The sequence below is a fragment of the Massilia yuzhufengensis genome, assembly GCF_900112225.1.
Lineage (GTDB): Bacteria > Pseudomonadota > Gammaproteobacteria > Burkholderiales > Burkholderiaceae_D > Telluria > Telluria yuzhufengensis.
This window is the reverse complement of sequence record NZ_FOLD01000015.1, coordinates 1-26720: the sequence shown is the minus strand read 5'-3', so window position 1 is coordinate 26720 and position 26720 is coordinate 1. Positions and strand designations below refer to the sequence as shown.

The 26720-nt window shown below is 66.1% G+C and carries 28 protein-coding genes and 1 pseudogene; 12 read left to right on the top strand and 17 right to left on the bottom strand.

What is annotated here, in order from left to right; translation table 11 throughout:
* Window positions 1-18 precede the first annotated feature (18 nt).
* The 3 genes from ggt to BM031_RS13630 form a co-directional block, all read right to left on the bottom strand.
* Window positions 19-1788, bottom strand: coding sequence for a gamma-glutamyltransferase (gene ggt, locus BM031_RS13640; protein WP_229408872.1), 1770 nt, complete (start codon window positions 1786-1788; stop codon window positions 19-21).
* 104 nt (window positions 1789-1892) lie between these two features.
* Complete coding sequence (locus BM031_RS13635; RefSeq protein ID WP_091875129.1) at window positions 1893-2651, bottom strand: 3-hydroxyacyl-CoA dehydrogenase; 759 nt, start codon at window positions 2649-2651, stop codon at window positions 1893-1895.
* Between the two features lie 132 nt (window positions 2652-2783).
* Window positions 2784-3374, bottom strand: coding sequence for a hypothetical protein (locus BM031_RS13630; protein ID WP_091875128.1), 591 nt, complete (start codon window positions 3372-3374; stop codon window positions 2784-2786).
* Window positions 3375-3535: 161 nt separating this feature from the next.
* Here BM031_RS13630 and BM031_RS13625 point away from each other — a divergent pair, with 161 nt between their 5' ends.
* Complete coding sequence (locus BM031_RS13625; RefSeq protein WP_091875127.1) at window positions 3536-4048, top strand: DsbA family protein; 513 nt, start codon at window positions 3536-3538, stop codon at window positions 4046-4048.
* Window positions 4049-4173: 125 nt separating this feature from the next.
* On the opposite strand, the gene adk is transcribed toward BM031_RS13625, so the two are convergent.
* From adk to BM031_RS13595, 6 genes are all read right to left on the bottom strand, one after another.
* Window positions 4174-4830: an adenylate kinase gene (adk, locus tag BM031_RS13620; protein ID WP_091875126.1), complete on the bottom strand. Its 657-nt coding sequence runs from the start codon at window positions 4828-4830 to the stop codon at window positions 4174-4176.
* Between the two features lie 192 nt (window positions 4831-5022).
* Window positions 5023-5775 (bottom strand): 3-deoxy-manno-octulosonate cytidylyltransferase, encoded by a 753-nt coding sequence (gene kdsB / locus BM031_RS13615; protein WP_091875125.1) that lies wholly within the window; start codon window positions 5773-5775, stop codon window positions 5023-5025.
* A gap of 10 nt (window positions 5776-5785) precedes the next feature.
* The gene (locus BM031_RS13610) at window positions 5786-5956 is read right to left on the bottom strand and encodes a Trm112 family protein (RefSeq protein ID WP_091875124.1); all 171 of its coding nucleotides are present in this window, start codon (window positions 5954-5956) and stop codon (window positions 5786-5788) included.
* Window positions 5937-6965 carry a tetraacyldisaccharide 4'-kinase gene (gene lpxK, locus BM031_RS13605; protein ID WP_091875123.1) on the bottom strand — a complete coding sequence of 343 codons (1029 nt, stop codon included), beginning with the start codon at window positions 6963-6965 and terminating at the stop codon, window positions 5937-5939. Before lpxK ends, BM031_RS13610 begins: the two co-directional genes overlap by 20 nt.
* Window positions 6966-7016: 51 nt before the next feature.
* Window positions 7017-7457: an ExbD/TolR family protein gene (locus BM031_RS13600; RefSeq protein ID WP_091875122.1), complete on the bottom strand. Its 441-nt coding sequence runs from the start codon at window positions 7455-7457 to the stop codon at window positions 7017-7019.
* Window positions 7457-8065: a MotA/TolQ/ExbB proton channel family protein gene (locus BM031_RS13595; protein WP_091875121.1), complete on the bottom strand. Its 609-nt coding sequence runs from the start codon at window positions 8063-8065 to the stop codon at window positions 7457-7459. The genes BM031_RS13600 and BM031_RS13595 overlap by 1 nt, the downstream gene beginning before the upstream one ends.
* Window positions 8066-8996: 931 nt before the next feature.
* On the opposite strand from BM031_RS13595, the gene xseA reads away from it, so the two are divergent.
* The 4 genes from xseA (at window position 8997) to BM031_RS13575 (ending at window position 13127) form a co-directional block, all read left to right on the top strand.
* Complete coding sequence (xseA, locus tag BM031_RS13590; protein ID WP_091875120.1) at window positions 8997-10358, top strand: exodeoxyribonuclease VII large subunit; 1362 nt, start codon at window positions 8997-8999, stop codon at window positions 10356-10358.
* A gap of 85 nt (window positions 10359-10443) precedes the next feature.
* Complete coding sequence (locus BM031_RS13585; RefSeq protein ID WP_091875119.1) at window positions 10444-11022, top strand: superoxide dismutase; 579 nt, start codon at window positions 10444-10446, stop codon at window positions 11020-11022.
* Between the two features lie 102 nt (window positions 11023-11124).
* Window positions 11125-11448, top strand: a complete 324-nt coding sequence (locus BM031_RS13580) for a hypothetical protein (RefSeq protein WP_091875118.1) — start codon at window positions 11125-11127, stop codon at window positions 11446-11448.
* A 125-nt stretch (window positions 11449-11573) separates the two neighbouring features.
* On the top strand, window positions 11574-13127 hold the full coding sequence (locus tag BM031_RS13575; RefSeq protein ID WP_091875117.1) for a TerC family protein: 1554 nt from the start codon (window positions 11574-11576) through the stop codon (window positions 13125-13127).
* An 89-nt stretch (window positions 13128-13216) separates the two neighbouring features.
* On the opposite strand, the gene BM031_RS13570 is transcribed toward BM031_RS13575, so the two are convergent.
* Window positions 13217-14128 carry a LysR substrate-binding domain-containing protein gene (locus tag BM031_RS13570; protein ID WP_091875116.1) on the bottom strand — a complete coding sequence of 304 codons (912 nt, stop codon included), beginning with the start codon at window positions 14126-14128 and terminating at the stop codon, window positions 13217-13219.
* Between the two features lie 95 nt (window positions 14129-14223).
* Here BM031_RS13570 and BM031_RS13565 point away from each other — a divergent pair, with 95 nt between their 5' ends.
* Complete coding sequence (locus tag BM031_RS13565; RefSeq protein WP_091875115.1) at window positions 14224-15291, top strand: tartrate dehydrogenase; 1068 nt, start codon at window positions 14224-14226, stop codon at window positions 15289-15291.
* Between the two features lie 102 nt (window positions 15292-15393).
* Here BM031_RS13565 and BM031_RS13560 read toward each other — a convergent pair whose 3' ends face one another.
* Window positions 15394-17382, bottom strand: coding sequence for a S9 family peptidase (locus BM031_RS13560; RefSeq protein WP_091875114.1), 1989 nt, complete (start codon window positions 17380-17382; stop codon window positions 15394-15396).
* 247 nt (window positions 17383-17629) lie between these two features.
* On the opposite strand from BM031_RS13560, the gene BM031_RS13555 reads away from it, so the two are divergent.
* Window positions 17630-18319 (top strand): response regulator, encoded by a 690-nt coding sequence (locus tag BM031_RS13555; protein ID WP_091875113.1) that lies wholly within the window; start codon window positions 17630-17632, stop codon window positions 18317-18319.
* Between the two features lie 15 nt (window positions 18320-18334).
* Here BM031_RS13555 and BM031_RS13550 read toward each other — a convergent pair whose 3' ends face one another.
* The 3 genes from BM031_RS13550 to BM031_RS13540 all read right to left on the bottom strand — a co-directional run bounded on the left by BM031_RS13550 (window position 18335) and on the right by BM031_RS13540 (window position 21170).
* Window positions 18335-19033 (bottom strand): hypothetical protein, encoded by a 699-nt coding sequence (locus tag BM031_RS13550; RefSeq protein WP_091875112.1) that lies wholly within the window; start codon window positions 19031-19033, stop codon window positions 18335-18337.
* The gene (locus BM031_RS13545; RefSeq protein ID WP_091875111.1) at window positions 19033-19878 is read right to left on the bottom strand and encodes a MipA/OmpV family protein; all 846 of its coding nucleotides are present in this window, start codon (window positions 19876-19878) and stop codon (window positions 19033-19035) included. Before BM031_RS13545 ends, BM031_RS13550 begins: the two co-directional genes overlap by 1 nt.
* Window positions 19879-19946: 68 nt before the next feature.
* Complete coding sequence (locus BM031_RS13540; RefSeq protein ID WP_143084585.1) at window positions 19947-21170, bottom strand: protease complex subunit PrcB family protein; 1224 nt, start codon at window positions 21168-21170, stop codon at window positions 19947-19949.
* Window positions 21171-21462: 292 nt separating this feature from the next.
* Between BM031_RS13540 and BM031_RS13535 the strand changes: the two genes are divergently transcribed.
* The 5 genes from BM031_RS13535 to BM031_RS13515 are packed head-to-tail and all read left to right on the top strand — an operon-like array spanning window position 21463 to window position 25145.
* A complete protein-coding gene (locus tag BM031_RS13535; RefSeq protein ID WP_091875109.1) occupies window positions 21463-22764 on the top strand; it encodes an ATP-binding protein in 1302 nt (433 codons plus the stop codon).
* Between the two features lie 18 nt (window positions 22765-22782).
* Entirely contained in the window at window positions 22783-23355 is a 573-nt protein-coding gene (gene lptA, locus BM031_RS13530) for a lipopolysaccharide transport periplasmic protein LptA (RefSeq protein ID WP_091875108.1), read from the top strand.
* Window positions 23352-23651, top strand: coding sequence for an antibiotic biosynthesis monooxygenase family protein (locus tag BM031_RS13525; protein ID WP_091875107.1), 300 nt, complete (start codon window positions 23352-23354; stop codon window positions 23649-23651). The genes lptA and BM031_RS13525 overlap by 4 nt, the downstream gene beginning before the upstream one ends.
* Before the next feature lie 7 nt (window positions 23652-23658).
* Window positions 23659-24558: a hypothetical protein gene (locus tag BM031_RS13520; protein WP_091875106.1), complete on the top strand. Its 900-nt coding sequence runs from the start codon at window positions 23659-23661 to the stop codon at window positions 24556-24558.
* A complete protein-coding gene (locus tag BM031_RS13515) occupies window positions 24555-25145 on the top strand; it encodes a DUF6151 family protein (RefSeq protein WP_091875105.1) in 591 nt (196 codons plus the stop codon). The genes BM031_RS13520 and BM031_RS13515 overlap by 4 nt, the downstream gene beginning before the upstream one ends.
* Before the next feature lie 15 nt (window positions 25146-25160).
* Here BM031_RS13515 and BM031_RS13510 read toward each other — a convergent pair whose 3' ends face one another.
* From BM031_RS13510 to BM031_RS13500, 3 genes and pseudogenes are all read right to left on the bottom strand, one after another.
* Window positions 25161-25490 (bottom strand): hypothetical protein, encoded by a 330-nt coding sequence (locus BM031_RS13510; RefSeq protein ID WP_091875104.1) that lies wholly within the window; start codon window positions 25488-25490, stop codon window positions 25161-25163.
* Entirely contained in the window at window positions 25487-26149 is a 663-nt protein-coding gene (locus BM031_RS13505) for a thiol:disulfide interchange protein DsbA/DsbL (protein ID WP_091875103.1), read from the bottom strand. Before BM031_RS13505 ends, BM031_RS13510 begins: the two co-directional genes overlap by 4 nt.
* Window positions 26150-26572: 423 nt before the next feature.
* Window positions 26573-26720, bottom strand: a pseudogene (locus BM031_RS13500) (transposase); the annotation flags it as partial.

Here is a 26720-nt window from a genome sequence, read left to right as displayed (position 1 = left end):
ACCCTACGATCGAACAGCTCAGTCGCCTTTGGCGACGCCTTCGCGGCGCGGGTCGGCGCCGCCGTACCACAGCGGCACGCCATGCACGTCGATGCGCTGGATGCCGTGCAGGCCCGAGGTCTGCTCGCCCAGGCGTACCTTGTGGCCGCGCGCGCCCAAGGCCTCGATGGTGGTGGACGGGAAGCGCCCCACTTCCAGTTCGGTCGGCCCATTGCGGCTGCCGAAGTTCGGCAGGGCGATGGCCTGCTGCACGTTCAGGCCCCAGTCGAGGGTCCCGACCAGCACCTTGGCGACATAATTGATGATGGCCGGCCCGCCGGGCGAGCCCACGGTCAGCACCAGCTTGCCGGTCTTGCGGTCGAACACCACGGTCGGCGACATCGCGCTGCGCGGGCGCTTGCCCGCTTCCACGCGGTTGGCCACCGGACCGTCGGCGTCACGCGAGGCGAACGAGAAATCGGTGAGCTGGTTGTTCAGGATGAAGCCATCGACCATCTGGCGCGAGCCGAAGGCGTCTTCGACGGTGGTGGTCATCGACAGGCCCATGCCAAAGCCGTCGACCACCGCCACATGCGAGGTGGACGGGGTTTCGATGGCGTTGTCGGTGCCCCACGCGACGTCCATGCCCGGCGGCGTGCCGGCCGGCGCCTCGCCCATCGAGCGCGGCCCGATGAGCTTGGCGCGCTGGGCCAGGTAGGTCTTGTCGATCAGGCTCGGCACGCCGCGGCCGGGCAGCGGCACGAAATCGGTGTCGGCCGCATAGCGGTTGCGGTCGGCGTAGGCCAGGCGCCCGACTTCGGTGAACACGTGCAGCGCCTGCGCTCCCGGCACGCCGTTGCCGGGGGCGAGCGCCTTCATGTCGATGGTCTCGAACATGCCCAGCATCTGCGCCACCGCGATGCCGCCGGACGAAGGCGGCGGCATGCCGCAGACCGTATAGGCGCGGTAGTCGCTGCACACCGGGGTGCGGACCTTGGGCTGGTAGGCGGCGATGTCGGCCGCGCTGAGCAGGCCCGGGTTGGTCGGGTGGCCCTGCACCTTGGCCGCGATGTCGCGCGCGATGCGGCCGGTGTAGAAGGCGTCGGCGCCACCATCGGCGATCTCGCGCAAGGTCGTCGCCAGCGCGGGGTTCTTCAGCACGTGGCCCACCGGCCAGGGCTTGCCGGCGTTGCCGTAGAAGTAGCGCGCCGCCTCAGGGTCCTTGCGCAGGTGCGCATCGCCAGAGAGCAGCGCGTGCAGGCGCGGGCTGACCGCGAAGCCGTCCTCGGACAGGCGGATGGCGGGCGCGAACAGCGCCTTCCACGGCAGCTTGCCGTGCTCCTTGTGCGCCAGCGCCAGCATGCGCAGCACGCCCGGCGCGCCGGTGGAGCGGCCGCCCACCACGCCTTCGGTGCGCGACACCGGCGTGCCGTCGGCGCGCTGGAACAGGCGCTCGTCGGCTTTCGAAGGCGCGGTTTCGCGGCCGTCGAAGGCCTGGGTCTTGTGGCCGTCGTAGTGCACCAGGAAGGCGCCGCCGCCGATGCCGGACGATTGCGGCTCGACCAGGGTCAGCACCAGCTGGGTGGCGATGGCGGCGTCGATCGCGCTGCCGCCCTGCTTCAGGATCTGGTAGCCCGCTTCCACCGCCAGCGGGTTGGCCGCGGCCACCATGTAGGTTTTTGCGGGCCAGCCGGATTTTTCGGCGTAGCCGGTGGCGGCTTCGGGGGCGGCCTGGCGCGTGTCCTGCGCCAGTACCGGCTGGGCGCACGCGAGCAGCGTGGCGAGGGCCAGCACATTGAGTTTGTTCAATCGATTCTCCAGGAAGCAAAAAGGGGCGCGCGGCTTGCGCCGCGCGCCCCACATCCGCCAATCGTACAACAATTGGCGGGGGCGTTCAGGAGAAGCCTGGTTTCTTACTTCGGCTGCATCCGGATCGCGCCGTCGAGGCGGATCGTTTCGCCGTTGAGCATCACGTTTTCAATGATGGCGCGGGCCAGATGCGCGTATTCCTTCGGCATGCCGAGGCGCGGTGGGAACGGGACCATCTTGCCCAGCGCGTCGCGTACTTCTTCCGGCATCCCCATCAGCATCGGGGTTTCGAAAATGCCGGGGGCGATGGTCATCACGCGGATGCCGCTGCGCGCCAGGTCGCGCGCCATCGGCAGGGTCATGCCGGCCACGGCGGCCTTGGACGAACCATAGGCGGCCTGGCCGATCTGGCCATCGAAGGCCGCGACCGAGGCGGTGTTGATGATGACGCCGCGCTCGCCGTATTCGGCGGCATCGAGTTTGCCCATCGCATCGGCGGCCAGGCGGCACATATTGAAGGTGCCGACCAGGTTGATGTTCACCGCGCGCTGGAACGATTCCAGCGGGTGCGGGCCGTCCTTGCCGACGGTCTTGACGGCCGGCGCCACGCCGGCGCAGTTGACCAGGCCGCGCAGGATGCCCAGCTCCGTGGCCGCAGCGACCACCGCCAGGCCATCGGCCTCCGAGGTGACGTCGCACTTGACGAACACGCCGCCAAGTTCCGCCGCCAGCGCCGCGCCGGCTTCAGCCTGCACGTCGGCGATGACGACCTTGCCGCCCGCTTCGGTGAGCATGCGCGCCGTGGCCGCTCCAAGACCCGACGCGCCACCGGTCACGATGAACACACTGTTCTGAATTTGCATGGTTTTCCCTTATAAAAGTTCTAGTGCCGCTGATGTTGACGTCCAGTTACGTTAACGTAAACGTCAAGCAGCGGCATTGTAGCGAACTTTTGGCCGGAAAAACCATGTGGCGCACGCTTTATAGCCGCCCGGTCAAAGGCACTGCATCGTGGCGCCATTGCGGGTGCACAGGCGGCCGCTGCTGCTGACCGCGGTGTTGCCCGGCCCGCCGGCATTGTAGGTCGCGCCATTGGCGTCGGTGCACATGCTGCCCATGCAGCCCATCACCTGGGTCGATTGCGGGCCGGCCGGCGCGGACGGGGGCGCCACGCGCGGCATCGGCGCCGGCGCCGGCACGGCAATGCGCGGCGTGCTCTCGATGCGCTGCACCGCGCCCGGACGGCGCTGGGCCTGCTTGTCTTTCTTGGCCGGCTGCGGGCGCTGCTGGGGCTGGACCGCCTCGGGCGCCGGGCGGGCCGACGGGTCGACTTCATTGTGCTTGCCGGTGGTGGGCGGCTGGCCGGCGCGTTCTTCCTGCGCCTGCGGCCTGGCCTCGCCGGCCGCGGGCGTACTGGCCGGCGGCAGCGGAGCCGCGGGCGTGGCCTGCGGGTGCAGCACCGGGCCATAGGTCGGGCTGTTGGCGGGCTTGGGCGGCGCCGGCGTGGGCGCGGCCTGGTTCTGGGCCAGCGCAGTGGCGGAACCGAGCGCGAACAGCACGGCAATGATGGATGGTAGCGGACGCATGGCGCTCCCCTGCTGGTCGATGTGGATGGGTCATTATCTGCCTGCCCCTGCCGCCGCGTCGCACGCGAAACAATCGTTCACATCATTGATGGGCGGTAACGGGCGGCGGGCCGGCGCAAGCCCATGCGAAGATCAAGGCGAACACAAGCACAGGAGCAGGCATGAACGAAGTGCAGATCGCGCAAAACGACCATCTACGCGGGAATCCGGAAGCGGACGTCGTCATTGTCGAGTACGGGGATTTCCAGTGCCCGTACTGCGCGCGGGCGCATGCGACGCTGGGCGCGCTGCGGGAACAGTACGGCGAACGGATCGCGCTGGTGTACCGGCATTTGCCGCTGGCGATGCATCCGTATGCGCAGGAAGCGGCCGAGGCGGCGGAAGCGGCCGGGGCGCAGGGGCGTTTCTGGGAGATGCATGACGCGCTGTTCGCGCACCAGGCGCAGCTGGCGCCGGGACAGTTGCCGCTGCTGGCGCGGCAGCTGGGGCTCGATGGCGGGCGCTTCGAGGAAGCGCTGGGCGCGGGCGCCTATCGCGAGCGGGTGCGCGGGCAAGCGCAGGCAGGCAAGGCGCTGGGGGCGCACGGGACGCCGAGCTTTTTCATCAACGGCGAGCGATATGAGGGGGATTCGGATCCGGACTTGCTCACCGCCGCGGTGGAACGCTACCTGTAAGCGTATGCGGGCGTCACTTGGGTACCGGCCTGCGCCGGTACGACGGGCTGTTGGACGTGGCCGGAGGCATGGGGGCGCATATGCAAAACGGCCACGCGGGGCCGTTTGAGCAAGCTGCCGATTATTTACTCGGACAGTGCCGCAAAAGCGGCGTCGCGCACCTGCTCGACCGGACCGACGCCGGTGATCTTGCGGTACTTCGGCGCGCCCGGCAGGCCGGACTGGGCCCACTTGTTGTAGTAGCCGAGCAGCACTTCGGTCTGGTTGTGGTACACCGACAGGCGCTTGAGGACGGTTTCTTCCTTGTCGTCGTCGCGCTGCACCAGCGGCTCGCCGGTGACGTCGTCGATGCCTTCGGCCTTCGGCGGGTTGAACTTGGTGTGGTACACGCGGCCCGAGCCGGCGTGGGTGCGGCGGCCCGACATGCGCTCGACGATCAGGTCGTCCGGCACGTCGATTTCCAGCACGTAGTCGATGGTGACGCCGCTATCCTTCATGGCGTCGGCCTGGGCCACGGTGCGCGGGAAGCCGTCGAACAGGTAGCCGTTGGCGCAGTCGGTTTCTTTCAGGCGCTCTTTCACCAGGCCGATGATGATGTCGTCCGACACCAGCTGGCCCGCATCCATGACCTTCTTGGCAGCCAGGCCCAGTTCGGTGCCCGCCTTGATTGCCGCCCGCAGCATGTCGCCGGTGGAAATCTGCGGAATGTTGAACTTTTCCTTGATGAAATTGGCTTGGGTGCCCTTACCGGCTCCGGGTGCTCCTAACAGAATGAGACGCATGAGTTTCCTAGATTCTTAGAGGATGTTGATAATTTTTATGTGGGCGACGCGTGACGGCTGCGCGCCTTTGATGCATATCTGGCTACTTGACACGAAAGTTACCACAAAAGTCAGCTTTAACGCCAATCCCGGGGCCCTCCCCCGGCATGTTTTGATGTCGCGCAGACACGCTGAAATAGGTACTTGACAGCCTCACGCGGCGTAGTGGCGGCGCACGCGTTCCAGGTCGTCCGGGGTGTCGACGCCGGCCGGCGGCGCGCTGCCGGTGATGTGGACGGCGATCGGGTAGCCATGCCACAGCACGCGCAACTGTTCCAGCGCCTCGATGGTTTCGAGCGGCGAGGCTTCCAGGGCCGGGTAGGCCTGCAGGAAGGCGTTGCTATAGGCGTACAGGCCGACGTGGCGCAGCGGCGCGTAGCCGGCCGGCAGCGACTCCTTGCTCAGCGCAAAAGCGTCGCGGCTCCAGGGAATCGTGGCGCGCGAAAAGTACAGGGCGCGCCCCGCCTTGTCGAGCACGACCTTCACCACATTCGGATTGAACACCTCGGCAACGTCCGTGATCGGATGCGCAACGGTGGCCATCGGCACGCCATTGCGGATGCAGGCGGCGCAGGCGGCCAGCAGGGCCGGGTCGATCAGCGGCTCGTCGCCCTGCAGGTTGACGACGACCTCATCGGCGGCAAGGCCCAGGACCTGGGCCACTTCGGCGATGCGGTCGGTGCCGGACGGATGGTCGGCGCGTGTCATGCAGGCTTCGATGCCGTGGGCGGCGCAGGCCGCGGCGATGTCGGCGTGGTCGGTGGCGACGACGATGCGGGACGCGCCCGATTCACGCGCGCGCTCGGCCACGCGCACGATCATCGGCTTGCCGCCCAGGTCGGCCAGCGGCTTGTTCGGCAGGCGGGTCGAGGCCAGCCGCGCCGGAATGATGACGGTGAAGCGCATCGCCGCCCTGTCAGGCCGGCTCGATCTTGCGCGCCTGGTCGGCCCACATAATCGGGATACCGTCGCGGATCGGGTAAGCCAGGCGGTCCGGGCCGCAGGTCAATTCCTGCGCCTTTTTGTCGTACTGGAGGGGGCCCTTGCACAAAGGGCAGACCAGGATATCAAGCAGTCGAGCGTCCACGACATTTCTCCACGATTTGTTCGGCCAGCGCAGGATCGATCCGCGCCGTCACGGGCACGACCCACAAGCGCGGGTCGTCCTTCAGGTTATCAAGTTGCCGACATTTTACTGCATCCTTCTCCGTGATCAGGATGACATCGGCGTCGACCCCGTCAAAGGGACGGTCGAGGAAGTCGTGGTGGTCGGGCAGCGGCAGCTCGCCCACCTGCAGGCCGGCCGCGCGCAGCATGGCGAAGAAGCGGCCCGGGTTGCCGATGCCGGCCGCCGCCACGATGCGCTTGCCCATTAACTGCGCCAGCGGCAATTGCTGGCCGGGCCGGGCCAGCGGTTCGGCGAAGCCGCCCGCCAGCTGCATGCGGAAGGGCTGGCCGCCGACCGACTCTGCCAGCGCCGGGCTGATCTCGGGGGCATTGACCACTGTAAAATCGCGGCGGCGCGAGGGCGGCTCGCGCAGCGGGCCGGCCGGCAGCAGCCAGCCATTGCCAACGCCGCGGCCGTCGAACAGGACGATCTCGATGTCGCGCCCCAAGGCGTAGTGCTGCAGTCCGTCATCGGTGATCAGGACGTCGACCTCCGGGTAGGCAGCCAGCAGCGCCCTGCCCGCCTCGAAACGCCGGCGCCCCACCACCACCGGGCAGCCGGCGCGCGCCGCGATCAGGAGCGGCTCGTCGCCGACCTCGCGTGGATCGGATTGCGGCGTGACCGCGCGCGGTGCGCTTTGCGCGCCGCCATGGCCGCGCGAAATCACGCCCGGGCGCATGCCGGCCGCGCGCAGGGCCTCGGCCAGCCAGATCGTGAGCGGCGTCTTGCCGGTCCCGCCAATAAAGATGTTGCCCACCACGATGACCGGCACCGGCAGCCGCCCACCCCGCTTGATGCCGAGGCGGTACAGCAGCGCGCGCAAGCCGGACAGCAGGCGGAACACCAGCGCGAGCGGCAGCAGCGCCAGCGCCAGCGGGCCGCGCCGCAGCCAGGCGCGGGTCAGGGTCGATTCGAGGGAGTGAGCCATGCAAGGGCGAACGCCATGAAGGAGCGGACGCCGGCGGCGCCCGCGTGTCGTTTATTTCTTGGCGCCGGTCTGGGCGGCGAAGGTCAGCTTGTCGTAGCCGGCCACGCGCGCCGCTTCCAGCACATTGATCACCATCTGGTGCATGGCGAACTGGTCGGCGTTGACGATGACCACCGGGTCGCTTGCCGGCTGGCCACCCGGGCCGCTGCGGGCGGCGCTGCGGAGGTCTTCGGCCAGGCCCGCGACGCTCTGGAAGGACACCGGCACATTGTTCACAGTGTAGTTGCCCTTGGCATCGATCGTGACATTGATCTCGAAGGGACGCTGCTCGACCTTGGCCGCGTCGGCCGTCGGCAAGGTGATCTGCAATTCGGTGAACTTGCTGTAGGTGGTCGAGACCATCAGGAAGATCAGGACGACCAGCAGCACGTCGATGAACGGGATCAGGTTGATCTCCGGTTCTTCGCGCTTGCGGCCGCGGCGGAAATCCATCATTTGCGGGCACCGTGGACGACGTCGACAAATTTCACGGCCTGCAGTTCCATCTCGATGACGAAGCTGTCGACCAGTGCGCGGAAGTGGCGGTAGAACACCAGGGCCGGCATGGCGATGGCCAGGCCGAAGCCGGTGTTATACAGGGCCACCGAAATACCGTGGGCCAGTTGCGCCGGGTTGTTGCCGCCGGTCGGGCTCTGGGCGCCAAAGATCTCGATCATGCCCACCACCGTACCGAACAGGCCCATCAGCGGGGCCAGCGAGGCGATGGTGCCGAGCGTGGTCAGGAAGCGCTCCAGGCCCTGGGCCACGCCGCGGCCGGCTTCCTCGATCGATTCCTTCATGACGTCGCGCGGGGCGTCGACGTTGCGCAGCGCGGCGGCCAGCACGGTGCCGAGCGGAGAATTGTGTTCGAGCTTGTCGATGACGTCGGGCGTGACCTTGCCGGCGCGGTAGACCCGGATCACTTCATCGAGCAATTGCTTCGGGAGGATTTTCTCGCGGCGCAGGTAGATCAGGCGTTCCACGATCAGGGCGACAGCGACGATCGAGGCAATCAGCAGCAGCCAGATGGGCCAGCCTGCAGCTTGGAAAATAGCGAGCAAGAGAAACTCCTGAGGGTAAGAAATCAATTCAGCAATGTAACAAGTTGCCAGCAGGGCGGCAAGTCTAGTTCTGCACAAGATCTGTGGATAAAAATGTGCGCAAGCGGGATGGTTTGGCCAAACAGGCTTGATTTGAAAGGACTTTTTTACGGTGCGCAAGAAAATGGCACGTGTCAGATGGGCTAGGCTAGTACCTCAAGCGGGCGGAACACTACGTTTTGATCCAGCTCAAGCATTTGCACTTACGAACACAATCTGTGGACAAAATTGTGCGCAAGGGGGCGCTACTGGATGCAAGTGATTGATTTTCAAGGATAAATTTCTTTGGCGCAAATTTTAGGCAGCAGGACGGCTGCCGGCCGCCCGCCCCCCGTTTCAGGTTCCGCACATTTTCTGTGGACAATAATGTGAGCAAGGCCCTCAGTCACAAGCTAAGTGCTTGATCCACAACAACAAAATCAATCTGCATCAAATTTCATCACCGAGCTGTTTTGCCGTCGAATCTGTGCAAAAACGCCCTCCCATGCATGAGTTATTAAGCGTTTTTGATCGAGGGGCATACGAAATTCACTCTCTGCACATATTTTGTGGATAAGGATGTGATGAAGCCTGCACATCGTCGCGCAAGTGTTTGATTTTAAAAGGATGAGCACGGCGTGCCATCGAAACGGGCAGGTGGCTGGCCACGGCCGCCTTGGCTCTTATAGATGAGTTCCCCACAGATTGTGTGGATAAGATTGTGACCAAGTGCCTGTACGCAAGCGCAAGCCATTGATTTGAAAGGCTTTCATGTGCATGCATTGAAAAAAGGCAACAAACACTTGTGCACAGTACCGCGCGGCGAGCGGGCCGCACGGCAGCCTGCGGTGCTTGTCGTTTTGGCCCGGATATGACATAAGCATCAGCTTTGCACCTTCGCCTCTTGCGCCCCATGGACACCCTTACCGACGCCGACCCGGCCTACAGCGCCCCACCCGTCATCACCGTCACCACCCTGAACCAGCAGGTGGCACGCCTGCTCGAGCGCAGTTTCCCGCTGGTGTGGATCGGTGGCGAGATCTCCAATTTCACACGGGCCAGTTCCGGCCACTGGTACTTCACGCTCAAGGACGATGCGGCCCAGGTGCGCGCGGTGATGTTCCGCAGCCGCGCCCAGTACGCCGGCTTCACCCCCCGCGAAGGCGACAAGGTCGAGGTGCGCGCCCTCGTCACCCTGTACGGCGCGCGCGGCGACTACCAGATCAATGTCGAAACCATCCGCCGCGCCGGCGTCGGCCAGCTGTATGAAGCCTTCCTGCGCCTGAAAGAAAAGCTGTCCAGCCAGGGCCTGTTCGATGCCGACCGCAAGCGCCCGCTGCCGCTGTTCCCGCGCACCATCGGCATCGTCACCAGCCCCCAGGCCGCCGCCCTGCGCGACGTGCTCACCGCCCTGCGCCGCCGCGCCCCGCATGTGCGGGTGATCCTGTATCCGGCGCCCGTGCAAGGCCAATTCTCCGCAGACAAGATCGCCGAAGCCATCATGACCGCCTCGCGCCGCCAGGAAGCCGATGTGCTGCTGGTGTGCCGCGGCGGCGGTTCGATCGAAGATCTGTGGAGCTTCAACGAGGAATGCGTGGCGCGCGCAATCGACGCCTGCGCCATCCCGGTGATCTCGGGCGTGGGCCACGAGACCGACGTCACCATCGCCGACTTCGCCGCCGACGTGCGCGCCGCCACCCCGACCGCCGCCGCCGAACTGGCGGCCACCCCGCGCGCCGACTGGCTCGGCTCCCTGTCGAGCGACGCGCAGGACTTGCGGCGCGCCATGCGCCGCACCCTGTCGGAAGCGAGCCAGGGCCTGGACAACGCCAGCCGCCGCCTGCTGAGCCCATCGGCCCAGATCCGCCACCAGCGCATGAAGCTGCTGTCGATGGCGGCGGCGATGACGCACGCCGTACGCACCCCCATCAACCGCCAGAACCTGGTGCTGGCGCAATTGCAGCAACGCTGGATGCGCCACCGCCCGGACATGCGCGCCCTGCGCGCCCAGCTGCTGTCCGACCAGCGCCACCTGAACACCGGCCTGTGCGCGCAGATCAAGGCGCGGCGCGACGCGCTGGGCGCCCTGTCGGCCCAGCTCGAGATGCTGAATCCGCAGCGCACGCTCGAGCGCGGCTATGCGATCGTGCGCAATGCCAAGGGCGAGGTGCTGCGCGACCCGGCCCAGGTCAAGGCGCGCAACAAGCTCAGCGTGCGCTTGGCCGGTGGCAGCGCCGAAATTGTCGTGTCCAGCGTGCAAGCAGTGCTCGAATGACTAGCCAGACATGCAACGCCGCGCTATCCGGTTTAGAATAACGGCGCTCTGGAACAAAACCCGTCCAACCAAATAAGGAAGAACCATGGAACATACCCTGCCGCCACTGCCATACGCCAAAGATGCTCTGCAGCCACACATCTCGGCCGAGACCCTGGAATACCACCATGGCAAGCACCACCAGACCTATGTCACCAACCTGAACAACATGATCAAGGGGACCGAGTACGAAAACATGTCCCTGGAAGAGATCATCCAGAAGTCCTCGGGTGGCGTGTTCAACAACTCGGCCCAGGTCTGGAACCACACCTTCTTCTGGAACTGCATGACCCCGAACGGCGGCGGCGCACCAAGCGGCAAAGTGGCGGACGCCATCAACGCCAAGTGGGGTTCGGTCGAGAAGTTCAAGGAAGAGTTCAACAAATCGGCCCTGGGCAACTTCGGTTCGGGCTGGACCTGGCTGGTGCAGAAGGCCGACGGCAGCGTCGACATCGTCAACACCTCGAACGCCGGCACCCCGCTGACCACCTCGGACAAGGCCCTCTTGACCGCCGACGTCTGGGAACACGCCTACTACATCGACTACCGCAACGCCCGCGCCAAGTTCCTGGAAGCGTTCTGGAACGTCGCCAACTGGGAATTCGCGAACCAGAACATGGCGTAAGCCTTTCTCGTTCTTGATGCACCACTGGCCCGCCGCGTGCGGGCCTTTTTTTCGCGGGTGGTCGCCATGCTATACTGGCAGCCTCATGTATCCCGCTTGCGTATGAGACGACTGCTCGTCATCCTCCTGGTCCTGCTGTTTCCCCTGAACGTTTTCGCGCTGTCCATGTCTGCGTCGCTGATGCAGGACGGCCCGGTCGCGTCCACGGTGGATGCCGCGACTGTCCAGGCGGACAGCGGATCGGCCTGCGCGCTGGCCTGCGACCTCGACCCGGACGAGCCGCCCGGCCACCAGGACTTGCACGACATCGTGTACGTCGAGGGGTCCTTGCGCCCGGCCGGCCCGCCCGACCGCGCGGCCCTGGGCCATGAGGCCCGCAGCCGCTGCCATTCCCTCCCCCCTCCCGTCAAGCCACCGCGCGCCTAGTCCCGCGCTTTTACTGGCCTGGTCCCGGCCCGCCCGCGCCTGCGCGTGGCGTGGCGAGCGCGACCGGCATCCTGCGTCCAGCGCCACCTGGCCGGACGCGCAATCGACTTCGTGAGGTATGCAAGATGGAATGGCTATTCGACCCGACCATATGGGTGGGTCTGCTGACTTTAATTCTCCTGGAAATTGTTCTGGGAATCGACAACCTGATTTTCATCGCCATCCTGGCGGAAAAGCTGCCGCCGCACCAGCGCGACAAGGCGCGCCTGATCGGCTTGACGCTGGCCATGGGCATGCGCCTGGGCCTGCTCACCATCGTATCCTGGCTGGTGACCCTGACCACGCCGCTGTTCGCGCTCGGGTCCTTCAGTTTCTCCGGGCGGGATTTGATCCTGCTGCTGGGCGGGGTGTTCCTGCTGTTCAAGGCCACGGTCGAACTGCATGAGCGCGTGGAAGGCGTCGTGCATACCCAGTCGCAAACGAAGGTGTATGCCAGCTTCGCCTCGGTGGTGGTGCAGATCGTGGTGCTGGACGCCGTGTTCTCGCTCGACGCCGTGATCACGGCGGTGGGCATGGTGGACCACCTGGGCGTGATGATGGCGGCCGTGATCGTGTCGATCGGCATCATGATCCTCGCCTCCAAGCCGCTGACGCGCTTCGTCAATGCCCATCCGACCGTGGTCGTGCTGTGCCTGAGCTTCCTGCTGATGATCGGCCTGAGCCTGGTGGCCGAAGGCCTGGGCTTCCATATCCCGAAAGGCTACCTGTACGCGGCGATTGGTTTTTCGATCGTGATCGAAAGCCTGAACCAGTTCGCCCGCCGCAATTCGCTCAAGCACGAGGCGCGCGTGCCCTTCCGCGAACGCACCGCGGAATCGGTGCTGCGCCTGCTGGGCAACCGCAAGCACGCCGCACCGCAAGCCGATCCGGCCGACAGCCCGGCAATCGCGGAAGAAGCCTTCGGGGTGGAAGAGCGCAACATGGTCAGCGGGGTGCTGGCGCTGGCCGATCGTTCGGTGCGCTCGATCATGACGCCGCGCTCGGAGATGTCATGGGTCAACCTCGACCACGATGCGGCCGGCCTCCTGCAGCAGCTCCACGCCACGCCGCACAGCCTGCTGCCGGTGTGCCGCGGCGAGATCGACCATGTCATCGGCATCGCCCGCACCAAGGACCTGATCGGTTCCCTGCTATTGGGCCAGGGGATCGACGCATCGCCCACCGGGCCGCTGCGCGCGCCGCTGGTCCTGCCCGAGACGGCCGGCGTGCTGCGGGCCATGGAAACGCTCAAGCGCGCGCACGGCCAGCTGGTGCTGGTCGCCGATGAGTACGGGACCGTCAAGGGCCTGCTGACCCCGATCGACATCCTCGAAGCCATCGCCGGCGAGTTCCCGGACGAAGACGAGCAACCCGCCATCCGCCCGCAAGGCCCGGGCCGCTGGGAAGCCGACGGCAACGCCGACCTGCACTTGCTCGAGCAAGTGCTGGAAACGGACACCCTGGTCGACGACGCCGCCGAATACAGCTCGCTCGCCGGCTTCCTGCTGGAACGCTTCGAGATGCTGCCCGAAGTCGGCCAATCGGTCGAACTCGACGGCGTACGCTACGACATCCTCGCCGTCGAAAACCGCCGTATCACCAAAGTCGCGATCAAGCGTTCCCTTCGGGGTCAGGTCTGACATTTGGACACGAGCTCAGCCATTTCTGCACATATTTTGCGCAAAAAAGGCCGGGATCTCGTTTGTACTGCCGAGGCCGTGTCCGATTGTCAGACCTGACCCCGAAGTTGGGATTGAAGGTGGTGGCGCAGGAAGTCGACGCAGACGCGTACTCGGGCGGAGCCGGCCAGGCGCTGGGGATAGACGGCCCAGACGTTGGCCGGCTGGGTGTAGTCGGGCAACAGTTGCACCAGGGCGCCGTCGGCGAGGTAGCTGCGGGCGTCCCACTGGGAACGCAGGACGATGCCGGCGCCCTCCACCGCCCAGCGCAGCGCGATCTCGCCGTGGTTGGTGGACAGGGCGCCGGACACGCGCACCGATTCTTCGCCGTTCTTCCCTTGCAGGCGCCAGGTGCCGAGCGGATGGTCGCGCTCCTTGATGGCCAGGCACTGGTGGCTGGCCAGCTCGCTGAGCGTGCGCGGCTTGCCGTGGCGCGCGATGTAGGCCGGCGCGGCGCACAGGATGCGGTGGTTGTCCATGAGTTTGCGCGCCACCAGCTGGGGCGCGATAGCGTCGCCGATGCGCACGTCGAGGTCGAAACCTTCGGCCACCGTGTCGACCAGCCGATCGAATACTTCGAAGCGGATCTGCAGGCCGGGGTGGGCGGCCGAGAGCCGGGCGATCACGGGCGCGACCACGTTGCGGCCGAAGCCGAAGCTGCTGCAGATGCGCAGGCGGCCGGCCGGTTCGCGCCGGCGCTCGGCGACGTCGTCGAGCATGTCGTCGAGCTGCCCGAGGATCAACTGGGCGCGCGCGTAGACCTGCTCGCCGTCGTCGGTAATGACGACGCGCCGGGTCGAGCGTTCGAACAGCTTCACCCCCAGCAGCGACTCCAGCACGCCGACCCGCTTGCTGACGTAGGGCGGCGACATGCCCAGTTCCTCGGCCGCGCCGATGAAGCTGCCCTTGCGCACCACGGCGACGAACACCCGCAAGTCTTCGTTCTCGATTTGATTATTCACGATTCGTGTTCTATAGCATCACAATTGAGGGGATTATATACACCGCGTTTTCTTGCTAAGCTGATCGCCAACATATCAACGCACAGGGAGCCAGCATGAAAACGCACAAGATCGCCGTGATCGCCGGGGATGGCATCGGCAAGGAAGTGATGCCCGAAGGCCTGCGCGCGCTGGACGCGGCCAGCAAGCGCTTCGGCTTCGCGCTGGAGTACGAAACCTTCGAGTGGGCCAGTTGCGACTACTACGCCCGCCACGGCAAGATGATGCCGGACGACTGGAAGGCCCAGCTGGCGGGATGCGAGGCGATTTTCTTCGGCGCGGTCGGCTGGCCGGACATCGTGCCCGACCACATCTCGCTGTGGGGATCGCTCCTGAAGTTCCGCCGCGAGTTCGACCAGTACGTCAACCTGCGCCCGGTGCGCCTGATGCCGGGCGTGCCCTGCCCGCTCGCCGGAAAAAAACCGGGCGACATCGACTTTTATGTGGTGCGCGAAAACACCGAGGGCGAATACTCGGCCGTGGGCGGGCGCATGTTCGAAGGCACCGAGCGCGAACTGGTGCTGCAGGAGGCGATCTTCACCCGGCACGGCACCGACCGCATCCTCAAATATGCCTTCGAGCTGGCCCAGCGCCGTCCCAAGAAGCACCTGACCGCCGCCACCAAGTCGAACGGCATCGCCATCTCGATGCCTTACTGGGACGAGCGCGTGGCGGCGATCGGCGAATCCTATCCGGAGGTTCGCTGGGACAAGTACCACGTCGATATCCTGGCCGCGCGCTTCGTGCTCTCGCCCGAACGCTTCGACGTGGTGGTGGCCTCGAACCTGTTCGGCGACATCCTGTCGGACCTGGGACCGGCCTGCGCCGGCACGATCGGGATCGCGCCCTCGGCCAACCTGAATCCGGAGCGGACCTTCCCATCGCTGTTCGAGCCGGTGCACGGCTCGGCGCCCGATATCTACGGGAAGAACATCGCCAACCCGATCGCGATGATCTGGTCGGGGGCGATGATGCTGGAATTCCTTGGCTACACCGAAGCGCACGACGCGGTCGTGGCGGCGATGGAACACTGCCTGGTGAACGGGCCGCGCACGCCCGACATGGGCGGCGCGGCCAGCACCACCGACGTGGGGCGGGCGATCAGCGAGTATCTCCTCGCGTAGGGTGGTCGGGCCGACCGCGCGTTCAAGTTACGCATGCACCTGTTGAACGCGCGGGCGGGAAACCCGCCCACCCTACCGCGGCGCCACATTCACCGCCACGCGTTATTTGAGCAGGTAGGTATTGAAGAAATCGATCCCCGCATAGAACAGGTAATCGGCATTAAGCTTCTTGGCAAAGCCGTGCCCCTCGTCGTTGGCCGTCATGTACCACACCGGCGTGCCGTTCTTCTTTACCGTGGCCACCATCTGGTCGGCCTCCTGCCACGGCACGCGCGGGTCGTTCTTGCCCTGCACGACGAACAGCGGCTTCCTGATCTTCGCCGCGTTGCTGGCTGGCGCCGTGGCGTCCATCCACTTGCGCATCTCCGGATCGCGCTCGTCGCCATACTCCACGCGGCGCAGGTCGCGCCGGTAGCTTTCGGTGCGTTCGAGGAAGGTGGCGATGTTCGAGATGCCGACGATGTCGATCGCCGCGGCGATGCGCTCCGGGTACATGGTCGATACCGCCAGCGTCATGTAACCGCCGTAGGAGCCGCCCACCACCGCCACCCGCGTGGCGTCCATGTCGGGCTGGGTCGCGATCCAGTCGAGCAGCGCGCCGATGTCGCGCACGGAATCCTCGCGCAGCATGCCGTTGTCGAGCTTCAGGAAGCTCTTGCCGTAGCCGGCGGAGCCGCGCACGTTCGGGTAGATGACGGTGATGCCCATCTCGTCGGTGTAGTAGTTGCTGCGGCCCAGGAAGCCAGGCGTGGACTGGCCTTCCGGCCCGCCGTGGATGTTGATCATCACCGGGCGCTTGCCGGGGAACCTGGCGCCGGGCGCGCGGTAGGCGAAGCCCGAGATCATGCGGCCATCGAAGGACTTCCAGCGCACCAGCGAGGGTTCGACAAAACGGTTCATGTCGACCTCCATCTTCTCGTGCGTGGTCCAGCGCGTGACGGCGCCGGTCTTCGCATCGACGCTGTAGACCTCCGACGGACTGCGCGCCGAGGCCAGCGACAGCGCCAGGTTGCGGCTGTTGTCGTGCCACTCGATGCGGCCGATCACGCCGACCGGCAGCTTGGGCTGGGCCACCAGCTTGCGGTCGCTGGTACGCATCATGCGCAGCACGCTGGTCCCGTCTTCGTTGGCGACAAAGGCCAGCAGCTTGCCATCCTTCGACAGGCTGATGTCGTCGATGTCCCATTCGATGCCCGGCGTGAGCACGGTCTCCATGCCGCTGGCCAGGTCGATATGGACCAGGCGGCGGAATTCGGAGCCGCGGTCGCTGGTCGCATACAGGCCGCGGCCGTCGCGCGCGAACACCGCGCCGCTGTAGGCCACCTTGTCGCCCCCGGTCTTGTCCGTAAGCCGCCGGCTCTTGCCGCTGGCGACATCCATCAGCCACAGGTAGCTCTCGTTGGCCGACACGGTTTCGCTGTACACCAGCTGCTTGTCGTCGTGCGAGAACACGAACGAATTCCAGCCGCCGCCCGGCAGTTCGGCCAGGATGCGCACCTGCTCCGGCTGCAGCGGGTCGGCGAGGCTGACGGTGGAGGTGACCGAGTCGTTCGAGCCCTGGCGCCCAACCGGCACCGTGACGTACAGCAGCTTGCCGCTGGCCTTGGCCCAGGCGGTGTCCTGCACGCGCCGGTTGTCGGGCGTGATGGGGATCGCGTCGGCATTGCCGGCCCTGGTGCCGGCGTCGCGGCGGTAGGCGCGGAACACCTCGTTGCCGCCGCTGTCGCGCCCGAACACGTAGTACTTGCCGTGGCGCGGCTCGTACTGGGCCGAGCGTACCGGCTCGGCGTAGTCGGTCATCAGTTCGAGCGGCGCGCCGGGCCTGGCGACGCGGAACAGCTGCGGCGTATTGTCGTGGCGGCGCGCGACGATCATCTCGAGGCGGGTCGGGTGCCAGGCGGCGTACGAGGTCGGCTTGAACTCGTTGTACTTCGCCACCTGGGCGGCCAGGCCGGCGCGCACCGGCGGCACGTTTTCCAGCACCATCGCGGCCGGCGCGGCGATGCTGGCCTCCTGGCCGGTGGCGGCGCCGGCGGCGAGGAACAGGGTGGCGATCAAGGTCAGCCCGAGCGGGCGGTGGGCAAGTCTCATCCAGCAATCTCCGATGCGTGTCAGTTTATTGGAAAAACGCGCTTCAACTCTACACGATCCTGTCCCGTGCCGATCAGCGGGATGAGGGGGCCTTGAGCAGACAATTCCGACGACGGGTAAGATGTTTCCGATTCTGTATCGATCGCACGCCATGTGTCACCGAAATGTACGCAAATGTCCCCCCTTTGTAGGGGCTGTGCTTTTGGGCAACCGGTCTTATACAATCTGGGCCTAAGGAGATTTCAGCATGTACCGAGTGATGTTGGTGGAAGACGACGCCCGTTTGGCGGAGCTCGTGACCGAATACCTGTCCGGCTACGAGTTCGCGGTCGATCTCGTCACGCGCGGCGATGCGGCGCTGGAGCGCTTCAAGGCGCTCGCGCCCGACGTGGTCGTCCTCGACCTGATGCTGCCCGGCCTGGACGGCATGGTGGTGTGCCGCCAGATCCGCGAAATGTCCGAGGTGCCGATCCTGATCCTGACCGCGCGCGAGGATTCCTACGACGAAGTCTCGGGCCTGGAACAGGGCGCCGACGATTTCGTGAACAAGCCGGTGCAGCCGCGCGTGCTGCTGGCGCGCCTGCGCGCGCTGATGCGCCGCACTGCCCAGGCCAAGACCGGCGCGGACTCGCGCGTGCTGCAGTTCGGCGCGCTGCGCATCGTCACCACCGACCGCAGCGTGATGTGGCGCGGCGAGCCTTGCGTACTGTCGAATACCGAATACAAGCTGCTGCTGGTGCTGGCCGAAGCGGCCGGCCGCGTGCTCTCGCGCGACGCCCTGCTCAAGAAAATGCGCGGGATCGAGTTCGATGGACTGGACCGCAGCATCGACAACTGCATCTCGAAGCTGCGCCGCAAGTTCGACGATGCCGAGTCGGAGAAGATCAAGACGGTGTGGGGCGAGGGTTACCTGTTCTCGCCGTCGGCGTGGAATTGAGCGGGCATCGCCCGCTTATTCGAACACCGGCACGATCGCCAGCGGCGCGCTGTAGGTAATGAGCTGGGCGCGCTCGCTGCCGAAGCGGTAGCTCACCACCGGGAAGTCGGCATCGGGGTCGCCCGCGAAGGCCGCCCCCGGCGCCACCGCCAGTGCCTGTTCGCCCTCGGCCCGGCGCAGCTTGACCGACGTGTCGAAACCCTTCTTCGGGAACACCAGGCGCACGCCGGTGCACTGGCGCGTGCGCGCGCTGGCGTCCACATGGCGGGTGAAGGCGAGCGCCTGTTCGCAGGCCGCGCGCAGGTCGGCCGTGTCATAGGTATTGTCGGCCTGCGGGGCGATCGTCACGCGCGCGCGCAGGCTGAAAGGCCCGATGCGGCGGTTCGGCGCCAGCACGGCGTTTTCATCGTAGGCCGCCTTCACCAGCGGCAGCACGCCGCGCCCCAGCGCGTCGAGGGCCAGGCTGGTCTGCACGGTCTTGCCGGTCAGGACCAGCTGCACGCCCTCGCCCAGCACGCCGCGCTCGCGCGGCAGCAGTTGCAGCTGGTTCTGCAGCAGGTTCTTGGCGCCGCCGTATTTTTCGAACACCACCACCGCGCGGTAGGCGTCGCGGTAGCTCGCCCATTCCGACGCGGGCGCAGGCGCCTGCGCCATGGCCAGGCTGGCCGTGGCGAACAGGCATACGCAGGCGGTGGCGTGTGCGGATCGCATCATCAGAACCGGTAGGCGAAGGCGGTCGAAACCGTCACGTTGTTGGGCCGCTCGACGAGCGGGCTAAGGCGGGCGTCGCCGGCCAGGCGGGTGGCCTGCACGGACGAGGTGAGCATCCAGGAAGGCGTCAGCACCCAGTTCCAGCGCGCGCCGATGCGCACGTCCTTCAGGCCGCCGCCGGGGCGGTACTCGGGATTGCCGCTCACGAAAGCCTGGCCGGGGTTCACCCCGAAATATTCATGCACGTAGGCGCGGTTGGCGAACTGCATGGCGGCCGATACCGACACCGTGTGGTGCGGTGCGAGCTGCAGCGCCAGGCGCTGGATGCCGACTTCGGCGCGCACGCCATGACGGTCGTTGCCGGCGCCGGCCAGCAGGCTGCTGGTCAGGCGCCATTCCGGCGTCACGTAGTAATTGAAGAAGCCGCCCAGCTCCGGGCGCGCCTTGATCTCGTCCATGCCGGCCAGCCGGTTGGTGCGGCTCATGGTCTCGCGCACGGAGGTCGGCAGCAGGGTCGCGCCCTGGACATCGCCGATGCGCCCGCCGAAGCCCGATTCGCTGCGGCGCGGGTGGATCGCCAGCAGCGGGCCGTATTCGGCGGTCGGGCTGCCGGACAGGTGCATGCCCGCGCTCATGCCCGACACGAACACGCCATTGCTCCACTGGACCTGGAGCACCGGCAGTGCCGAGACTTTCCGCCGGTCCGCCCCGTCGTAGCGCGGCGCCGACACGATGCCCAGCCCCGCGTACATATCGCGGCTGCCATCGGGCATCGGGTTGGTGGTCGGCGTCTGTGCGCTTGCGGCGCTGCCGGAGACAGCCAGGACCAGGGCGAAAAGCTTTTTCATGTCTTCAACAATCGGGGAGTTCGGCATGCCGATATTTTACGTCGAGCAAGCAAAACTCTCACGAATTGTTACTGTAGGGTACGGATATTTTGAACGAACTCCACCGGGGCCTCGCTGCGGGGGGGCGTCACCAGGTGCGCCGGATAGACGATTGCCATGGTGCAGATCACGCCCGGGCCAGGCACGGTGTCGGTATGGACCACCCGCAGCTTGCCCTGGTCAAAACCGACCGACGAAATGCCGGTGCTGCGGCAACCGTCCGGCTGGGCGCCGCGGAACACGCCGACCACCATCTGGCGGCTGAAGTCGACCTTGGGCAGGGCCACGTCCTTGCCGGCATGCTCGGCCCACAGGGCGGCCCAGGCTGCCTCGTCGCGCACCACGACATTGCGCGCCGTCGTCACTTGCGTGCGCAGCAGCGGCTCGACCGACTTGAAGTTGACGAATTCGGACACGATCCGGCGGAACTCCACCGGGGCGTCGGTGCGCGGCACCGACACCACCTGCATCGGCTGGGTCACCACCGCCGGGCAGATGGCGACCGGGCTGACGTCGCGGTCGTCGATTTCCACCAGCAGCTTGCCGTTGTGCGAACCGGCGTAGACCACGTTGAAAGTGCGGCAACCGGCATTGGCGCCGCCCGAGAACACGGCCACCAGCATATTGCGGGTGAAATCGAATTCCGGCGCCGCCATCCGGGTCTTGCTGTGCTCGGCCCACAGGGCGGCCCAGGCGGCGGCATCCTTCACGACCACCTCGCGCGGCGCGGTGATGTTCGAGAAGCTGTCGCTCACGAAGGGCTTGAAGGCGATCGGCGTGCCCGACTTGGGCAGGAAACTGATGGCTTCTACCTTGTGGCTGCTCCCCAGGCCCAGGTCGGGCTTGCCGAGGTTGGCCAGTATGGTGTCGAACAGCGGACGCAGGCCCGCATCGGTGCAGCTGGTGCGTGGGCCGGCGATGCTGTCGCCGGCGCTGCACAGCACGGCCTGCGGGGTCGCCCCCATCAGCGCCTGGCCATGGGCATTGTCGGCGCAGTCGCCGGCGCGGTCCCACAGCACGTACTTGCTGTCGATCAGGTACAAGTTATTACGGGTCGAGGCGCACGAGGCCTCTTGTGCCAGCTTGATGTACTCGGAAACGACCGGAACGCCACCGTTCGGCTCGCCTACGGCGATGCCTTGTCCCGCCTGCTGGTTCCGCATGACGGCGGGGCCGTCATTGCCGCCACCGCAAGCTGACAGGGTAGCGCCGGCCACGAAGGCGGTAACGAGGATGCGTCCAACCATGTTCATGTTCTTCTTCTCCCCATACGTCGCCGGCGCTGGATGGCACCGATCGTTTCCTTATGAATAAAAAAACCCGCCGGACACTCGCATATCAGGCGGGCAAACGGAAAACCAGATAAACCTGAACCTGATGTATGAGCATAGTAAGAATTCCCGGCGATCTATTCCCCCTCGAACTGTCGAGGAATTGTCATCAATTTGTAAGTCGCACGCGATCGATTGCTCCTATACAATGCCGCCAAGGAGATACTATGGTGTGGGCAGCACGTCGTAACCGCCAGTTATGCAGGATGGGCACGTGAACCGGATTTTCTTCCGCTTCTTCGTGCTGGTCATGCTGTCGATCACGGCGGCCACCTTCGTCATTTACTTCGCGTTCAGCCGCCTGTTCGGCGATCCGCTCGACGACATCGCGCGGCGCCAGGCGGCGGCCCAGATCTTCCTGCTCGAACAATACGTCGACAAGGCGGCGACCGACGACTGGCTCACGCGCCTGAACAATGTGCGCGAAGTGTCGGAGGTGCGCTACGACCTGATCGCCCTGGGCGAGGCGCGCAGCGCGCTGCCCGACAGCCGCCGCGCCGCGCTGGACCGCGGCGAGATCGTACTCGACCCGTCCAGCCGCAGCTTCTACCGCCGGGTCGACCTCGAGGGCGAGCGCTACATCGGCAGCCACGAGGAAGTGCTGCGCGCGCAAAACCTGCCGGTCGACGTCAAGCAGGCGCTCATCATGGAAGCGCTGCGCTACATCATCGTCGCGGTGGCGCTGCTGGTGCCGATCGCGCTGTGGTCGCGCTCGCACTGGCAGGGGCTGCAGTCGCTGTCGCGGGTGGCCGACGAATTCGGCAGCGGCAAGCTGACCGCGCGCTCGCAGATGAAGCCGTCCGCCAGCATCTATCCGCTGGCCGAGCGCATCAACCACATGGCCGACCGCATCGAGGATCTGCTGGAAGCGCAGAAAAGCCTGCTGCACTCGGTGTCGCACGAGCTGCGCACCCCGATCGCGCGGCTGGAATTCGCGCTGGAGCTGCTCGATGCGCGCGCCAAGGACCCGGACCTGAGCCGGCGCATCGGCGCCATGGAAGGCGACCTGCGCGAGCTCAATTCCCTGGTCAACGAACTGCTCGATATGAGCAAGCTGGAGAGCGCGCGCAACCTGCAGGCCGAACTGGCCGAGCTGGCGCCGGTGCTGCGCGGCTGCACGCAGATGCTGCCGCCCTCCCCGCAGCAGCTCGACTGCACCGTGCCGGACGACCTGGGCGAACTCGAGATCGACGCCCGCCTGCTGGCGCGCGCCGTCTGCAACCTGCTGCGCAACGCCCAGAAGTACGCCGCCGGCCGCATTGTGCTGTCCGCCTCCCGCAGCGATGGCGCGGTGGAGATCGCGGTCGATGACGACGGCCCCGGCATCCCGGACGAAGAACGCGAGAAGATCTTCGACCCCTTCTACCGGCTCGACCGCAGCCGCGACCGCGCCACCGGCGGCTTCGGCCTGGGCCTGTCGATCGCGCGCAAGGCGGTGGCCCTGCACGGCGGCAGCCTGCGCGCCGAGGGCTCGCCGCTGGGCGGCGCGCGTTTCGTCATCACCCTGCCCGTCTAACCTTATCCAGAGACTGCCATGAAGCGTTTACTTTCCCGTTGCCTTCCTGTCCTGCTGCTGGCGTCCATGCCGGCCGCGGCCGAAAAGAACGACGCCTTCCAGCCCACCAGGATCAACTGCCGTTCCTGCGACGCCAACGGCCTGAGCGGCATCATGACGATGTCCGGCGGCGTCGACCTCACGCGCGGGACATTGCGCATCGACGCCGACAGCGGGCGCGTGGAGCAGTCGCCCGAGGGCTACCAGCGGGTGACCTTGGAAGCGGACCCCGGCAAGAAGGTGCGCTTTCGCCAGAAGGGCGACGGCCCCGGCGAGCAATGGATGGACGGCGAAGCCCGGCGCATCGAATACGACGAGCGCTCCGCCACCGTGAAGCTGTTCTCGGCGGCGAAGATGCAGCGCACGATCGACGGCCGCCCGTCCCAGCAGGCCGAGGGCGAGTACATTTCCTACGACAGCCGCACCGAGGTCTTCACCCTGCGCAATACGAACACCGGCGAAGACCGTCCGGGCGCCGGGCGCAATACCATCATCCTGCAGCCGCGCCGCAGCGCGCCGGCGCAAGCGGCAGCCGGCGCGGGGACGCCATGATCCTCGAAGTCGCCACCCTCGACGTGCGCGCGGGCCAGGAAGACGCATTCGAAGCGGCCTTCCGCCAGGCTTCGGGTATCATTTCCGGCATGCCGGGCTATCTCTCCCACCAGCTCCAGCGCTGCCTGGAAAAACCGAACCGCTACGTCCTGCTGGTGAACTGGCAGGCGCTGGAAGACCACACCGTGGGCTTTCGCGGCTCGCCCGGCTACCAGCAATGGAAAGCCCTGCTGCACCACTTCTACGACCCCTTCCCCACGGTCGAACACTACACCGCGGTGAGCCTTGCCGCCTGATGGTCCGATGAGCCGGCGCCTATTCGCATTGTTCCTTGCGCTCGCCATCGGCGCGCCCGCCACGGCGGCCGACCTGGCGCTGGTGCTGGACAAGCCGCGCGAAGTGCGCATCTACGCCGGCGCCGACACGCCGCCGCGCCTGCTCGGGCGGCGCGCCGCCATCGACCGGCCTGTGCGCACCCTGCCGGGCGCCGTGCCGCTCGCCTCCTTCCCCGGCTATGAAGCCTTGTACGCGGCCTATATGGGCCAGTTCCTCGACTGTGGCATCGCGCCGGACCAGCTGGAAAGCCGCGACAAGTGGGTGCGCCGCCAGACCCTGGCGCTGGGCAATGGCGAGCGCGCCTGGGACATGATGGCGCTGGCGCTGGACGGCGACCTGGTGCTGGTCGCCTCCGGCAACGGCCAGAAAGCCGTGATCCTGCAGCGCGCCACCGGCAAGCGCCTGGCCGGCACCGCCTGCGGCGCCTCCGGTGCGCTGCTGCGGGTCTCGCCCAACCGGCGCCGCATCGCCCTGGTATCGAAAGAAATCAGCATCCGCTTCCCCGCCATCGGCGGCACCGTGCAATGGGAGGGTCAATTCACCGGCCAGCAGTCGGTGCAGCTGGTCGAGCTCGGCGCGCCGGCGCGCATCGCCGCCCTGGTGAACACCGGCGAGGACGTGCTCGACGTCCAGCTGCCCGACCAGGGCAGCTGGCAGGCAGTCACCGCCGAGCATGGCGCGTCCTGGTGGGACCCGTCGACATGGCTGCCGGCGCTGGGCGGCGACAGCGAGCGCCGCTCGACGGTGCGGCTGCGGACTTATACTGAACAAGGGACGGAAACGTCCGTCCATGAACTCGCGAGCAAGGTCGTGCTGGTGTCGGCCTGGTTCTGCGTCCAACCCGGCTGTCCAGGAGAACCACGATGACGATGACGATGGCATTGCGCTGCCGCTGCGGCCAGGTCCGCGGCCAGGTCGACACCCAGGGCGTCGCCGCGCGCGCCATGTGCTACTGCAAGGACTGCCAGGCCTACGGGCATTTCCTCGGCACGGACGTGCTCGACCCGGCGGGCGGCACCGAAGTGGCGGCCACCCTGCCCGCCGCCGTGCGTTTCAGCGAAGGCGTCGAACACCTGGCCTGCATGTCGCTCAGCCCGAAAGGCCTGTACCGCTGGTATGCCGGCTGCTGCCGCACGCCCATCGCCAATACCCCGCGCAACCCGCGCATGTCCTATGCCGGGGTCGTGCGGGCCTGCCTGGACGCGCCGGATGCTGAACTCGACCGCGCATTCGGGCCGCTCAAGGCGCGGGCCGAAACCGCGTCGGCGGCCGCGCCGGTACCGGCGAGCACCGCCAGCCTGGCGTGGGTGGGGGTGAAGGTCAGTGTGATGCTGCTGAAGGCGCGCCTGGGCGGCGGCTACAAGGACAATCCGTTCTTCAAGCCAGGCAGCAGCGAGCCTTTGAGGTCGCCGCAGGTGCTGTCGCTGGAAGAACGCCAGGCGCTGACCCCGTAGGGCCAGCGCGGGAGATCAGCGCTGGCTGGTCTCGGGGACGGTGCGCACGTGCGTGATGCCGTACCACAGGTGTTCCCACCAGTGGTCGCGCGAATGCACGGTGACGAGGCAGGCCTTGTCGATCCCGCCCTTGAACAGCGGGTCCGGGCACTTGTTGGTCATCAGGGCGTAGCGCTGGTTCTCGGCATTGACGAGAGCAATGCAGAGCCAGATCGCCACGCCCGCGAAGAACGCCGCCAGCGACCAGGCCACGTGGTTCACATGGCTGGTCTCGAACAGGTCCTCCTCGTTGGGCCGGGACCCATCGTACATCTTGAGGACTTCGCGTTCCACGTCCTTGCTCATTTCGTTTTTGCCGCCCTTGCAACCAGTGCGTCGAGCACCTGGGTGGTGGCCGACATGACCTGGCTGCCGTCCTGGATCTTGTTGCCTTCGGCAACCTGGCCTGGCGAAGTCACGTACTTGCCGTCGATGACGATGGTCGGGGTGCCGCTGACCTTGTAGCTGCTCTGCACCTGGCCCAGGCGGCGCAGCTTGGTGGTCACGCCGAACGAGTTCCAGGTTTCCATGAACTTGGCGCGGTCCAGGCCATTCTTGACGGCCCAGTCGATGATGGCGTCGTCGGTCATCAGGCGCTTGCGCTCGACGTGCACGGCGCGGAAGATCTTGTGGTGGTATTCCTCGACCTTGCCCATCGCTTCGAGCGTCAGGTACAGGTGGGCTTCCGGATCGGCCGGGCCCTGGAACGGCAGGTGGATGCGGCGCAGGACGATATTGTCACCCTGCTTCTTGACCCACTGGTTGAACGCCGGCTCCAGCGCATTACAGGCCGGGCAGTGGTAAGCGAAGAATTCGATGACCTCGACCTTCTTGCCCGTCGCCTGGACCGGCTGCGCGGCGGCCAGCGTCTGGAAATCGACACCGTTCTTCGGATCGGCCGGCGAGGCAAAGGCAGCGCTGGCGACCATGGTGGCGGCGATGAGGGCAAAACGCAGTGAACGCATGGGATTCCTTCCACAATTGATTGAGCAAACGCCGGGAGATTACCACTTTTTTGGCTTGTCCTTCGTGGGAAGGGGGGAATTTTGCATTTGCTTACGGAATTAACGGGGGTTGTTACGTTGGCGGGTACGGATCTGACTTGGGCGAAACAATGCCAGTGGCATTGTTCCGGCCTTCGCCGGAACGACGGTGTGCTTGCTTAGTTAGCTTTAAGACCGTCATCCCGGCGCAGGCCCACTGCTGTCCGGAATAATTCTGTTGACCTCTTCATCAGAATAGGCACCCCTGATTTTTGGCGTGCGTCTGCCATTCTCGTCGCCTTCGGACAGCAGCGGCTTCCGCGTCAGGACGTTGGAAAAGGGTGGCGCTGATCAGGCAGAGAAAGTCCCACAGCGAGTTGGTGGCTTGCCTTGAATGGTGCAGCAGAGCCACGAGCAAGTAAGTGATCAGGGCAGTCAGGATCTGGATTCTGACTGCATTTTCCGAGCGGCCCAGGAACGACTTGATCTTCAAATGCTGTTTGATCCACTTAAAGAACAGTTCGATGCCCCAGCGTTCCTTATAGCGCTGGGC